This window comes from Streptomyces sp. CY-1, assembly GCF_047218265.1.
Classification (GTDB): domain Bacteria; phylum Actinomycetota; class Actinomycetes; order Streptomycetales; family Streptomycetaceae; genus Streptomyces; species Streptomyces niphimycinicus.
Window position 1 is genome coordinate 9,118,570 of record NZ_CP178393.1, and the last position, 12,488, is coordinate 9,131,057.

At 70.7% G+C, this 12,488-nt stretch carries 13 protein-coding genes; 12 read left to right on the forward strand and 1 reads right to left on the reverse strand.

What is annotated here, in order from left to right; translation table 11 throughout:
* The 10 genes from ruvX to nusB all read left to right on the forward strand — a co-directional run bounded on the left by ruvX (position 1) and on the right by nusB (position 9,872).
* The gene (gene ruvX, locus ACK1X7_RS39225; protein ID WP_014056249.1) at positions 1 to 465 is read left to right on the forward strand and encodes a Holliday junction resolvase RuvX; all 465 of its coding nucleotides are present in this window, start codon (positions 1 to 3) and stop codon (positions 463 to 465) included.
* Positions 466 to 556: 91 nt separating this feature from the next.
* Positions 557 to 2,371, forward strand: a complete 1,815-nt coding sequence (mltG, locus tag ACK1X7_RS39230; protein ID WP_390793503.1) for an endolytic transglycosylase MltG — start codon at positions 557 to 559, stop codon at positions 2,369 to 2,371.
* A 6-nt stretch (positions 2,372 to 2,377) separates the two neighbouring features.
* Positions 2,378 to 3,205: a shikimate dehydrogenase gene (locus ACK1X7_RS39235; RefSeq protein WP_385145791.1), complete on the forward strand. Its 828-nt coding sequence runs from the start codon at positions 2,378 to 2,380 to the stop codon at positions 3,203 to 3,205.
* 202 nt (positions 3,206 to 3,407) lie between these two features.
* On the forward strand, positions 3,408 to 4,592 hold the full coding sequence (aroC, locus tag ACK1X7_RS39240; RefSeq protein ID WP_385145793.1) for a chorismate synthase: 1,185 nt from the start codon (positions 3,408 to 3,410) through the stop codon (positions 4,590 to 4,592).
* Positions 4,593 to 4,636: 44 nt separating this feature from the next.
* Positions 4,637 to 5,119 (forward strand): shikimate kinase, encoded by a 483-nt coding sequence (locus ACK1X7_RS39245; RefSeq protein WP_361504404.1) that lies wholly within the window; start codon positions 4,637 to 4,639, stop codon positions 5,117 to 5,119.
* Positions 5,116 to 6,219 carry a 3-dehydroquinate synthase gene (aroB, locus tag ACK1X7_RS39250; protein ID WP_385145795.1) on the forward strand — a complete coding sequence of 368 codons (1,104 nt, stop codon included), beginning with the start codon at positions 5,116 to 5,118 and terminating at the stop codon, positions 6,217 to 6,219. Before ACK1X7_RS39245 ends, aroB begins: the two co-directional genes overlap by 4 nt.
* Positions 6,220 to 6,519: 300 nt before the next feature.
* A complete protein-coding gene (locus ACK1X7_RS39255; protein WP_385145797.1) occupies positions 6,520 to 7,443 on the forward strand; it encodes a Pro-rich N-terminal domain-containing protein in 924 nt (307 codons plus the stop codon).
* 220 nt (positions 7,444 to 7,663) lie between these two features.
* Positions 7,664 to 8,788, forward strand: a complete 1,125-nt coding sequence (locus ACK1X7_RS39260) for a M24 family metallopeptidase (protein WP_385145799.1) — start codon at positions 7,664 to 7,666, stop codon at positions 8,786 to 8,788.
* 62 nt (positions 8,789 to 8,850) lie between these two features.
* Positions 8,851 to 9,417: an elongation factor P gene (efp, locus tag ACK1X7_RS39265; protein ID WP_059146782.1), complete on the forward strand. Its 567-nt coding sequence runs from the start codon at positions 8,851 to 8,853 to the stop codon at positions 9,415 to 9,417.
* 2 nt (positions 9,418 to 9,419) lie between these two features.
* Entirely contained in the window at positions 9,420 to 9,872 is a 453-nt protein-coding gene (nusB, locus tag ACK1X7_RS39270; RefSeq protein WP_137968331.1) for a transcription antitermination factor NusB, read from the forward strand.
* Positions 9,873 to 10,063: 191 nt separating this feature from the next.
* Here nusB and bldD read toward each other — a convergent pair whose 3' ends face one another.
* A complete protein-coding gene (bldD, locus tag ACK1X7_RS39275) occupies positions 10,064 to 10,564 on the reverse strand; it encodes a transcriptional regulator BldD (RefSeq protein ID WP_014056259.1) in 501 nt (166 codons plus the stop codon).
* Positions 10,565 to 10,786: 222 nt separating this feature from the next.
* On the opposite strand from bldD, the gene pyrR reads away from it, so the two are divergent.
* A complete protein-coding gene (pyrR, locus tag ACK1X7_RS39280; protein WP_361502427.1) occupies positions 10,787 to 11,368 on the forward strand; it encodes a bifunctional pyr operon transcriptional regulator/uracil phosphoribosyltransferase PyrR in 582 nt (193 codons plus the stop codon).
* Between the two features lie 138 nt (positions 11,369 to 11,506).
* On the forward strand, positions 11,507 to 12,487 hold the full coding sequence (locus ACK1X7_RS39285) for an aspartate carbamoyltransferase catalytic subunit (protein WP_351897734.1): 981 nt from the start codon (positions 11,507 to 11,509) through the stop codon (positions 12,485 to 12,487).
* Position 12,488: the final 1 nt, after the last annotated feature.

Sequence of the window (12,488 nt, forward strand, 5' to 3'; positions counted from 1 at the left end):
GTGCGACGCGGCAGGCGGATCGCCATCGACGTCGGGGACGCCCGGATCGGGGTCGCCTCGTGCGACCCCGACGGGATCCTCGCCACACCCGTGGAGACCGTGCCGGGACGCGACATCCCGGCCGCCCACAAGCGGCTCGCGGCGCTCGTCGAGGAGTACGAACCGCTCGAAGTGGTGGTCGGCCTGCCGCGCTCGCTCAGCGGGCGCGAGGGGCCGGCCGCGGCCAAAGTGCGCACCTTCGCGCGTGAGTTGGCGCGGCGGGTCGCCCCGGTGCCGGTACGGCTCGTCGACGAGCGTATGACCACTGTCACAGCGTCCCAGGGGCTGCGCGCCTCCGGGGTGACGTCGAAGAAGGGCCGCTCGGTGGTTGACCAGGCGGCCGCCGTGGTGATCCTACAGAGCGCGCTGGAGACCGAGCGGGTCTCGGGCAGGGCTCCCGGAGAGGCCGTCGAAGTGGTCATCTGATCGCGGTACGGTAACGTTCCGCGCGACATGGCCGCCGCCACCCGTGCCACGAACACGCCGAGCGGTGACCACCTCCGTCGCTAGGGGATCGATGACTGAGTACGGCCGGGGACCCGGCTCCCAACCGTGGCATCCCGAGGATCCGCTGTACGGGGACCGGGAATGGAGCGGCCAGCCCACGGTGGCCGGTCAGGATCCCTATGCGCAGGCCCCCTACGCTCAGGAGCCGTACGCACAGGACCCCTATGCGCAGGACGCCTACGGCCAGGGTCCGTACGGTCAGGGCTCCTACGGGCAGGAGCCGTACGCCCAGGATCCCTATGGGCACCAGCAGTATCCGCACGGATATCAGCAGGATCCCCAGCAGCACCAGCCCCAGCAGCACCAGCAGCCCCAGTGGGACGGCCAGGACCCCGGCTACCCGCATCAGCGGCACCCGCAGGAGTACCCCGGCCAGGGCGTTCCCTACCCGCCCCAGGACGGCTCGTACGGGGGCATGGACCCGCAGGATCCCTACGGGAGCCACAGCGGTTCCTATCCGACGCAGGACCCCTACCAGGGACAACAGCAGTCACCGCAGGCCCCCTCGGGACCCCGGGGCCCCCATGTGCCCCCGCAGACGCAACAGATGCCCACGGTCCCCGCGGAGCACCAGGTGCCCCGCCAGCGCGAGGCCCCCGAGGACCCGCCCGCCCGGGCGGATGACGAGGACGACCACCCGTTCTTCACGGACGGCGGCGGCCGGGGCCCGGACGACGCGGCGGACGACGACGATGACGACGACGAGCCCGGCGCGCGCGGCGGCAAGAAGGGCAAGGGCAAGCAGCCCAAGAAGCGCCGCAGCGGTGTGGCATGCCTCTTCGTCACCGTCGTCCTGGTGGGCGCCGTCGGCGGAGGCGGCTACTACGCCTACGACTTCTGGCAGACCCGCTTCGGCCCCGCACCCGACTACTCCGGCGACGGCACCGGCCGGATCGAGGTGGAGGTTCCCTCCGGCTCCGGCAATGCCGAGATCGGCTCGATCCTCGCCGACAAGGGCGTGGTCAAGAGCAGCGGCGCCTTCGTCAAGGCCGTGGAGGACAGCGGCAAGTTCGTCCAGCCGGGCACCTACAGCCTGCGCAAGGAGATGTCCGGCGCGGCGGCGGTCAAGCTGATGCTCGACCCCACCAGCAGCAACGCCCTGATCGTCACCGAGGGCATGCGCGACGCCACGATCTACGCGGCGATCGACAAGAAGGTCGGCGTCAAGGCGGGGACCACCGCGGGCATCGCCAAAAAGGAGGCGAAGAACCTCGGGCTGCCCTCCTGGGCCGACGACAACAGCAAGATCAAGGATCCGCTGGAAGGGTTCCTGTATCCGTCCCGCTACAGCGTGGGCAAGGGCGCCAAGCCCGCGGACGTGCTGCGGAAGATGGTCGCCGAGGCCAACCGGAACTACGGCAGCCAGGACCTGGAGGGCAAGGCGAAGGAGCTGGGCCTCAAGTCCCCGCTCCAGCTCATCACCGTGGCCAGCCTGGTCCAGGCGGAGGGTGTCACCCACGACGACTTCCGGAAGATGTCCGAGGTCATCTACAACCGGCTCAAGCCCGCGAATCCGGAGACCTACGGCAAGCTGGAATTCGACTCCACGTACAACTACATCAAGAATCAGAGCAAGATCGATATCCCGATCAATGAGATCAAGCAGTACAACAACCCGTACAACACGTACTTCTACAAGGGACTGCCGCCCGGTCCGATCGGAAACCCGGGCCATGACGCGCTGAAGGCGGCGATGAACCCGACCAGCGACGGCTGGTATTACTTCATCTCGCTCGACGGCAAGACGAGCCAGTTCTCCAAGACCTACGCGGATCACCAGAAGTGGGTCGACAAGTTCAATAAGCAGCGCACGAACAACGGCTGAGGAAAGATGTCGGAAAACCGCAGGGCAGCGGTGCTCGGTTCGCCGATCGCCCACTCCCTGTCACCGGTGCTGCACCGCGCGGCCTACCGGGAACTGGGCCTGAGCGGCTGGACGTACGACCGCTTCGAGGTGGACGAGACCGCGTTGCCGGACTTCTTCAAACACCTCGGCGAGGACGGGGGACCGGCCTGGGCCGGACTCTCCCTGACCATGCCGCTCAAGCGCGCCGTCATCCCGCTGCTGGACGAGATCAGCGACACCGCGGCATCGGTGGAGGCCGTCAACACGGTCGTCTTCACCGACGACGGCCGCGGGCACGGGGACAACACCGATATCCCGGGCATGCTGGCGGCGCTGCGCGAGCGCGGTGTCGGGCGCGTGGAGCGCGCCGCCGTGCTGGGTGCCGGTGCCACCGCCTCCTCGGCGCTGGCCGCGCTCTCCCGGATCTGCGACGGCGAGGTCACCGCATACGTCCGCAGCGAGGCCCGCGCCGCCGAGATGCGGCAGTGGGGCGAGCGGCTGGGCGTCGCGGTGCGCACGGCGGACTGGGGCGACGCGGCCGAGGCGCTCGGCGCGCCCCTGGTGATCGCCACCACCCCCGCGGGCACCACGGACGTGCTCGCGGCGTCCGTACCGGACCGCCCCGGCGCGCTCTTCGACGTCCTCTACGAGCCCTGGCCGACCCCGCTCGCCGCCGCCTGGTCGGCGCGCGGCGGCTCGGTGGTCGGCGGCCTGGACCTCCTGGTCCACCAGGCGGTACTCCAGGTCGAGCAGATGACGGGCCGAGCCCCCGCGCCCCTGACCGCGATGCGCGAGGCGCTGGCGGCCCGCTGACCTGCCTCACGGGCCCCTCGGCGGCCCCCGCCGGGCCCTGCGCGACCGTCCCCGGCCCGTCTCCGGCCCGCCGCGACCGTCCACCCCATGGACCACGCACCGATGAGACTCCCGGGTCGTGGGAGGATCGGAGGTGCGGGCCGGAGTCGCGCGGACCGGGTCGCGCCGCAAGACGTCGAGGCACGCGCATGAGGGAGCACCGTTGAGCAGGTTGCGCTGGCTGACCGCGGGGGAGTCGCACGGCCCCGCACTCGTGGCGACGCTGGAGGGGCTGCCCGCCGGGGTGCCGATCACCACCGACATGGTGGCGGATGCCCTGGCCCGACGGCGGCTCGGCTATGGCCGCGGTGCCCGGATGAAGTTCGAGCGCGACGAGGTCACCTTCCTCGGCGGCGTACGCCATGGCCTGACCCTCGGCTCCCCGGTCGCGATCATGGTCGGCAATACGGAGTGGCCGAAGTGGGAGCAGGTCATGGCCGCCGACCCGGTGGACCCCGAGATCCTCGAGGGACTCGCCCGTAACGCCCCGCTGACCCGCCCGCGCCCCGGCCACGCGGACCTGGCCGGGATGCAGAAGTACGGTTTCGACGAGGCCCGGCCGATCCTGGAGCGCGCCAGCGCCCGGGAGACCGCCGCCCGGGTGGCCCTTGGCACCGTCGCCCGCTCCTACCTCAAGGAGACGGCCGGGATCGAGATCGTCTCGCATGTCGTGGAGCTGGCCGCCGCGAAGGCGCCGTACGGCGTCTACCCCAAGCCCTCCGACGTCGAGAGGCTGGACGCCGACCCGGTGCGCTGCCTGGACGCCGACGCGAGCAAGGCGATGGTGGCCGAGATCGACCAGGCCCACAAGGACGGCGACACCCTCGGCGGCGTCGTCGAGGTGCTCGCCTACGGCGTGCCGGTGGGCCTCGGTTCCCATGTGCACTGGGACCGCCGGCTCGACGCACGGCTGGCCGGTGCGCTGATGGGCATCCAGGCCATCAAGGGCGTCGAGGTCGGCGACGGCTTCGACCTCGCGCGGGTGCCCGGTTCCAAGGCCCATGACGAGATCGTCTCCACGGACGAGGGCATCCGGCGCTCCTCGGGCCGCTCGGGTGGCACCGAGGGCGGACTGACCACCGGCGAGCTGTTGCGCGTCCGGGCCGCGATGAAGCCGATCGCCACCGTGCCGAAGGCGCTGGCCACGATCGATGTGACCACCGGCGAGCCGACCAAGGCCCACCACCAGCGCTCCGACGTCTGTGCCGTTCCGGCGGCCGGGATCGTCGCCGAGGCGATGGTCGCGCTGGTCCTGGCGGACGCGGTCGCGGAGAAGTTCGGCGGCGACTCGGTCACCGAGACGCGACGTAACGTACGGAGTTTCCTCGAGAACCTGGCCATTCGGTGAGCCGGCAGGTCGGCGAGGGGCCGGTCGTCGTGCTGGTCGGGCCCATGGGCGTCGGGAAGACCACCGTCGGGCAGGCGCTCGCGCAGCGGCTCGGCACCACCTTCCGCGACAGCGACACCGATATCGTCGCGACGGCGGGCAAGGAGATCTCGGAGATCTTCATCGACGAGGGCGAGCCGCATTTCCGTGAGCTGGAGCGGCAGGCCGTACGGACCGCCGTCGCCGAGCACCGGGGCGTGCTCGCGCTGGGCGGCGGCGCCGTCCTCGACGAGGGCACCCGTGAGCTGCTCGTCGGCCTCCCGGTCGTCTTCCTGGAGATGGGCGTCGCCGAGGCCGTCAAGCGCACCGGTCTTGACGCCCCGCGCCCGCTGCTCACGGTCAACCCGCGCCAGCGCTGGCGTGAGCTGATGGAGCAGCGCCGCCCGCTGTACACCGAGGTCGCCCGCGCCGTCGTGTCGACCGAGGACCGCACCCCCGAGGACGTCGCCGAGGCCGTCCTGGACGTACTGGAGCTGAAGAACGCATGACACCCCCTGTGGCCGAGACCCCTACGCGCATCCAGGTCGGAGGCACCGCGGGCACCGCGCCGTACGAGGTGCTGATCGGCCGGCAGCTCCTCGGCGAACTCCCCGGCCTGATCGGCGAGGGAGCCAAGCGCGTTGCCGTCCTGCACCCCGAGGCGCTGGCCGAGACCGGTGAGGCCATCCGCCAGGACCTCGCCGAGCAGGGGTACGACGCCGTCGCGATCCAGTTGCCCAACGGCGAGGAGGCCAAGACCGCCGAGGTCGCCGCGTACTGCTGGAAGGCGCTCGGGCAGACCGGCTTCACCCGCACCGATGTGATCGTCGGCGTCGGCGGCGGCGCGACCACCGATCTCGCCGGATTCGTCGCCGCGAGCTGGCTGCGCGGTGTGCGCTGGATCGCCGTCCCCACGACCGTGCTCGCCATGGTCGACGCCGCCGTCGGCGGCAAGACGGGCATCAACACCGCCGAGGGCAAGAACCTCGTCGGCGCCTTCCACCCCCCGGCCGGGGTGCTGTGCGATCTGGCCGCGCTGGACTCGCTGCCGGTCAACGACTACATCAGCGGGCTCGCCGAGATCATCAAGGCGGGCTTCATCGCCGACCCGGAGATCCTGGAGCTGATCGAGCGGGACCCGGCCGCCGCCCGTACCCCCGCAGGGCAGCACACCGCCGAGCTCATCGAGCGCTCCATCCGGGTCAAGGCCGAGGTCGTCTCCAGCGACCTCAAGGAGTCCGGACTGCGGGAGATCCTCAACTACGGGCATACGCTCGCCCACGCCATCGAGAAGAACGAGCGTTACAACTGGCGCCATGGCGCGGCCGTTTCCGTGGGCATGGTCTTCGCCGCCGAGCTGGGGCGGCTGGCGGGCCGTCTGGACGACGCCACGGCCGACCGCCACCGCGCCGTCCTGGAATCCGTGGGCCTGCCGCTCACCTACCGTGGCGACCAGTGGCCCAAGCTGCTGGAGACCATGAGGGTCGACAAGAAGTCCCGGGGTGACCTGCTGCGTTTCATCGTCCTGGACGGCCTCGCCAAGCCCACTGTCCTGGAGGGCCCGGACCCGGCGGTGCTGCTCGCCGCGTACGCCGAGGTCTCCCGCTGACGCGCTAGGCATCCGTCGTCGCCGATGGCGTCGCGGTTGTCGTCGCGTCACAACTCTGTCATCGCCTTCGAAGCCCGCGGCACCGCCGCGGGCTTCGAACAGCTCCCCGGCCCCTCGCAGTTGCGGCCCTTGCCGGACGAATTGCCTGGCCGGCAAGGGGCGACGGGCACACAATGGGTTTGCGGGGCGTTCACACAGCGGCGCTCTGGGCAGGTACCGTTCGGTAGGAGCGGCCTCACCGCCGTATCAACGTGACAGTTGTCGGATGAGAACTGCCTGTACGAGACGGAGTGCCACCGGATGCAGCATGCAGTGGGAGCTCCGCTGCCACCGCCCCACCAGCCGGGGCCGGTGCCCGGTCCGCAGGGTGCGGGCTGGGCCCAGGGCGCGAGTGCGAACCATCACCCGGGACCTCACCCCAATCCCCCCGCCCCGCCCGCGCCTCCGGTGCCCGGGCATCCCGCACCCCCCGCGCAGCACCCCGCACCGCCCGCGCAGCACCCCGCACCGCCCGCGCAGCATCCGGTATCGCCGCCACCGGCTCCGCCCGCGCATCCCGGGGCGCCGCTGGAGACGGTGAACACCACCGGCCATATCCAGTTGCCGCCCGGCGGTCCGGTGCCGCTGCCGCACCCCCCGGCGGACCCGTCGGTCGCCGATGTCTCGCAGGCGGCGGTGGCGGTGCTGCTGATCGGACCGGCCGGTGCGGGCAAGACGACGGTCGCGCGCCACTGGGCCGATCGCCGCCGGGTGCCGACCGCGCATATCAGCCTGGACGATGTGCGGGAGTGGGTCCGGTCCGGTTTCGCCAACCCCCAGTCGGGGTGGAACGAGAATTCCGAGGCGCAGTATCGTCTGGCCCGCCGCACCTGCGGCTTCGCCGCCCGTAACTTTCTGGCCAACGGGATCTCCTGCATCCTCGACGACGCCGTCTTCCCCGACCGCCCGGTCGTCGGCCTCGGCGGCTGGAAGCGCCATGTCGGACCCGGTCTGCTGCCGGTGGTGGTCCTTCCGGGCCTGGAGATCGTCCTGGAGCGGAACGCGGCCCGCACCGGCAATCGCCGCCTCAGCGACGAGGAGGTGGCGCGGATCCACGGCCGGATGGCCGGGTGGTACGGCTCCGGCCTGCCGATCATCGACAACTCCACCTACGACGTGGAGACCACGGCCCGCATGCTCGACGAGGTGGTCACCCGCTCCATCGCCAGCCCACCGAGCTGGTAGGCGCCCCCTTTTTTTTGAGGCTCGGTTCGCCTCCGGGGCGCATAAGTCTCCCCCAGCTACCGCTGGGAGGTGCCCCCTGTCGACGGTCGACCGTGCTCGGCCCCTTCGTTCCTCAGGGGCCTGCGCGCGCTCTCCCTTTCGACAGCGACGCGCCCCTTCGGCTCACTCGCCGGAGCCACTGGAGGAGCCGTCCTCCCCGAGCGTGCGTACGCTCGGGGACATGTCCGAGGTGTACGCGGCCCGACGTGCCCGTCTGCACGATCAGTGCACCGCGGCCGGGAGCGCGGCGGCGCTGGTGTCCCGGCCCGCCAATGTGCGCTATCTGTGCGGCGCCGTGCCGCCCGGGGCGGTGCTGCTGCTCGGCCCCGTCCAGGATGTGCTGGTGGCCGCCGAAGTCCCCTCCGCCCCACCGCTCTCCCCGTCCCTCTCCTCCGGTCCGGCGCGTTCGGACGAGCCCCGGCTGCTCATCCTGCCGGGCGCGGACGGCGATCCGGTGGTGGCCGCCGCCGATCTGGCCGCGGCGGACGGCGCCGACTCGCTGGCCGTCGAGGAGCACGATCTGACCGTCGCCCGCCATCGGGCGCTCGGCGCCGCCGCGCCCCGGCTCCGCCTGGCCGATCTGGACCGCGCCGTCGAGCAGTTGCGGCTCGTCAAGGACGACGAGGAGATCTCCTGTATGCGGATCGCCGGGGAGCTGGCCGACCAGGCGCTCGGCGAGCTGCTGGAGTCGATCCTGGTGGGCCGCACCGAGCGTCATCTGGCGCTGGAGCTGGAGCGCCGGCTGGTGGACCACGGCGCGGACGGCCCGGCCTTCCCCACCGTCGTCGCGGCGGGGCCCAACGCGGGCCGCCCCGGCCATCTGCCCACCGACCGGCGGGTCGAGGAGGGCGACTTCCTCACCATCTGCCTGGGCGCCGACTACCGCGGCTACCGCTGCCAGGTGGGCCGTACCTTTGTCATCGGGCCCTCGCCCGCGGACTGGCAGGTCGAGCTGTACGACGCCGTCTTCGCCGCCCAGCGGGCCGGTCGGGAGGCGCTGCTGCCGGGCCGGGCGTACTGCGATGTGGACCGGGTGACCCGCCAGGTGCTGACCGCGGCGGGCTATGGAGACGCCCTCGAATCGTGCACCGGACACGGTGTGGGCCTGGAAATCGACGAGGACCCTCGGCTCACACCGTCCGCCATGGGTAAACTGGACGCTTGTGTGCCGGTCACCGTCGAGCCGGGGGTCCACCTCCCGGGACGGGGCGGTGTCCGGATCGATGACACGCTCGTCGTCCGCCCCGAGGCGGACGGCGGACCCGAGCTACTCACCATCACGACCAAAGAGCTGCTCGCACTCTGAAGATCAGGGCGCGTCGGCGGCTTTCTGGTCTCCGCCAGCGTAGTCCAGGAGAACCCGCAACCGTGGCATCCACGAACGACCTCAAGAACGGCTTGGTGCTCAAGCTCGAAGGCGGCCAGCTCTGGTCCGTCGTCGAGTTCCAGCACGTCAAGCCCGGCAAGGGCCCCGCCTTCGTGCGCACCAAGCTCAAGAACGTGCTGTCCGGCAAGGTGGTCGACAAGACCTTCAACGCCGGCGTGAAGGTCGAGACGGCCAATGTCGACAAGCGCGGCATGCAGTTCTCGTACAAGGACGGCGAGAGCTTTGTGTTCATGGACATGGACACTTTCGACCAGATCTACATCACCCCCGAGGTCGTGGGCGACAACGCCCGCTATCTGCTGGAGGGCTTCGAGGCCGTCGTGGCGATGTACGAGGGCAACCCGCTGTACGTCGAGCTTCCCGCCGCCGTCGAGCTGGTGATCGAGTACACCGAGCCGGGCGTCCAGGGCGACCGCTCCACCGGTGGCACCAAGCCCGCCAAGCTGGAGACCGGCTACGAGATCGGTGTGCCGCTGTTCATCACCACCGGTGAGAAGATCAAGGTCGACACCCGCTCCGGCGAGTACCTCGGTCGGGTGAACAACTAACCGTGGCTGCCCGCAACAAGGCCCGTAAGCGTGCCTTTCAGATCCTTTTCGAGGCCGATCAGCGCGGCACCACCGTGCAGATCGTGCTCGCGGACTGGATCCGGCTCGCCCGGACCGACGACCGGCAGCCGCCGGTCAGCGAATACACGATGCAGCTCGTCGAGGGATATGCGCAGCACATCGACCGGATCGACGAGCTGATCGCCACCTATGCGGTGGGCTGGACGCTGGACCGGATGCCGGTCGTCGACCGGAATATCCTGCGGCTGGGCGCGTATGAGCTGGTGTGGGAGGACGAGACCCCGGACGCGGTGGTGATCGACGAGGCGGTGCAGCTCGCCAAGGAGTTCTCCACCGACGACTCGCCGGCCTTTGTCAACGGTCTGCTGGGCCGTATCAAGGAGCTGAAGCCGAGTCTGCGTCGCGATCAGGAGCACCCGGAGCACCGGGCATAACCGCGACGGGGCCGTCACACCGGACTACGAGCCGGACCGCCGGGCCATACGACGGACGCCACACAGGCGCGTCAGAGGCCGCACAGGCGCGTCATACGACAAAGCCGCCGGGGGCGGTGGAGGACCCAGAAGGGCCCCACCGCCCCCGGCGGCACGTTTCTGCTGGTGAAGAGCGAAAAGGGGACGCGGACTCAGACGTCCTCGTGCTGGACCGCGCGGCGGGCGTCGGCGCCCAGCACGCCCCAACTGATGAGCTGCTCGGTCAGCACGGACGGCGACTGGTCGTAGATAACGGCGAGGGTGCGCAGGTCGTCCTGGCGGATCGAGAGCACCTTGCCGTTGTAATCGCCACGCTGGCTCTGGATCGTCGCGGCATACCGCTGAAGCGGGCCTGCCTTCTCGACCGGCACATGGGCCAGTCGCTCAAGGTCCAGTACCAGCTTCGGCGGCGGCTCGGCGGCCCCGGCCGGGCTTGTGCCCGGAAGCAGCTCCTGCACCGGGACGCCGTAGAAGTCGGCCAGCTCGGCGAGACGCTGCACGGTCACGGCGCGGTCGCCGCGCTCGTACGATCCCACCACCACGGCCTTCCAGCGGCCCTGGGACTTCTCCTCGACACCGTGGAGGGAGAGGCCCTGCTGGGTGCGGATGGCGCGGAGCTTGGCCCCGAGCTGTTTGGCGTATTCGCTGGACATAAAGCTCCCCGGACGCTGTATCGACGTGCGGCTGTGCCGCGCGGCTGGTCACTCACTGTGAGGTTACGCAGCGTAATTTCCATTCGTCAAGCCGAACGGAGCGGAGGGGCTCCGGCCAGGGGTGATGGCAGGAGTACGGCGGACCCCTGCTAGTGTGAATGGCGCAAATCCGACCGTCCTTTAAGGTCCGTCCCGTGAGGCGGAGAAGGAGGTCCGTTTCTTATGGACGCCCGTACCTCGGACGCCGCGCGCCCCGTGCTGGAAGCACCGGATATCGCGCGCGTTCTCACCCGCATCGCCCACGAGATCGTCGAGCGCGCCAAAGGCGCCGATGACGTGGTGCTGCTCGGCATTCCCACCCGTGGTGTCTATCTCGCCCGGCGGCTGGCCGCCCGGCTCGAAGAGATCACCGGCAAGCCCGGCCGGATCCCGGTCGGCTCGCTCGACATCACGATGTACCGCGACGACCTGAGGCTGCGCCCGGCCCGCGCACTCGCCCGTACCGAGATCCCCGACGACGGCATCGACGGCCGTCTGGTGGTCCTCGTCGACGATGTGCTCTTCTCCGGCCGCACCATCCGCGCCGCGCTCGACGCCCTCGGTGACATCGGGCGCCCGCGCGCGGTGCAGCTCGCGGTCCTCGTCGACCGTGGTCACCGTGAACTGCCGATCCGCGCCGACTATGTCGGTAAAAACCTCCCCACGTCGCTGCGGGAGACGGTCAAGGTCCAGCTCACCGAGGAGGACGGCCGCGACAGCGTGCTCCTCGGGCTGCGCGAGACCACCCCCGCGGACGGGAAGTAGCGCCCCTCACCGACGGCGAGTGCCGCCCCGGCGACCCCGGGGAACTCGTCCGAGAGACCACCGGTGCCGCCATGACACCGGTCCCCGCGCCTGCCCGCCCGTACGCCCGCACACCTCCTTCACCCACGGAGCAACCGGATGAAGCGCCACCTCATCTCGGCCGCCGACCTCTCGCGCGACGACGCCGTCCTGATCCTCGACACCGCCGAGGAACTGGCCCGGCTCGCCGACCGGCCGATCAAGAAACTGCCGACCCTGCGCGGCCGTACCGTCGTCAACCTCTTCTTCGAGGACTCCACCCGCACCCGCATCTCCTTCGAGGCCGCCGCCAAGCGGCTGTCCGCCGACGTCATCAACTTCTCCGCCAAGGGCTCCTCGGTCTCCAAGGGCGAGTCCCTGAAGGACACCGCGCTCACCCTGGAGGCGATGGGCGCCGACGCCGTCGTCATCCGCCACCACGCCTCCGGCGCCCCGCACCGGCTCGCCACCTCCGGCTGGATCAACGGCGCTGTGGTGAACGCGGGCGACGGCACCCATGAGCACCCCACCCAGGCGCTGCTCGACGCCTTCACCATGCGCCGCCATCTGATCCCGGACGCCTCCGGCGTCGGACAGGACCTGGCCGGGCGCCGGGTCACCATCGTCGGCGACATCCTGCACAGCCGGGTGGCCCGCTCCAACGTCCATCTGCTGGCCACCCTCGGCGCCGAGGTCACCCTGGTCGCCCCGCCGACGCTGGTCCCCTTCGGCGTGGAGAGCTGGCCCTGCGAGGTCTCCTACGACCTGGACGCGGTGGTCGGCAAGACCGACGCCGTGATGATGCTGCGCGTCCAGCGCGAGCGGATGAACGCCGCGTTCTTCCCCACCGAGCGGGAGTACGCCCGCCGCTACGGCCTGGACGGCGACCGCATGGCGCGGATGCCGGAGCACGCCATCGTGATGCACCCCGGCCCCATGAACCGCGGTATGGAGATCACCGCGGAGGTCGCGGACTCCGACCGCTGCACCGCCGTCGAGCAGGTCGCCAACGGCGTCTCGATCCGCATGGCCGTCCTGTATCTGCTGCTCGGCGGGAACGAGTCCGCCGTCGCCACCGCCCGCACCGAGGAGAGCAAGTGAC

What these genes read in the sequence shown, in the direction of transcription:
- ACK1X7_RS39260 (WP_385145799.1), top strand. Translation starts at nt 7,664, where the DNA reads ATGTCCGAGGTGTACGCGGCCCGACGTGCCCGTCTGCACGATCAGTGC.
- ACK1X7_RS39255 (WP_385145797.1), top strand. Translation starts at nt 6,520, where the DNA reads ATGCAGCATGCAGTGGGAGCTCCGCTGCCACCGCCCCACCAGCCGGGG.
- bldD (WP_014056259.1), bottom strand. Translation starts at nt 10,564, where the DNA reads ATGTCCAGCGAATACGCCAAACAGCTCGGGGCCAAGCTCCGCGCCATC.
- ACK1X7_RS39235 (WP_385145791.1), top strand. Translation starts at nt 2,378, where the DNA reads ATGTCGGAAAACCGCAGGGCAGCGGTGCTCGGTTCGCCGATCGCCCAC.
- aroB (WP_385145795.1), top strand. Translation starts at nt 5,116, where the DNA reads ATGACACCCCCTGTGGCCGAGACCCCTACGCGCATCCAGGTCGGAGGC.
- ACK1X7_RS39245 (WP_361504404.1), top strand. Translation starts at nt 4,637, where the DNA reads ATGGGCGTCGGGAAGACCACCGTCGGGCAGGCGCTCGCGCAGCGGCTC.
- ACK1X7_RS39285 (WP_351897734.1), top strand. Translation starts at nt 11,507, where the DNA reads ATGAAGCGCCACCTCATCTCGGCCGCCGACCTCTCGCGCGACGACGCC.
- mltG (WP_390793503.1), top strand. Translation starts at nt 557, where the DNA reads ATGACTGAGTACGGCCGGGGACCCGGCTCCCAACCGTGGCATCCCGAG.
- pyrR (WP_361502427.1), top strand. Translation starts at nt 10,787, where the DNA reads ATGGACGCCCGTACCTCGGACGCCGCGCGCCCCGTGCTGGAAGCACCG.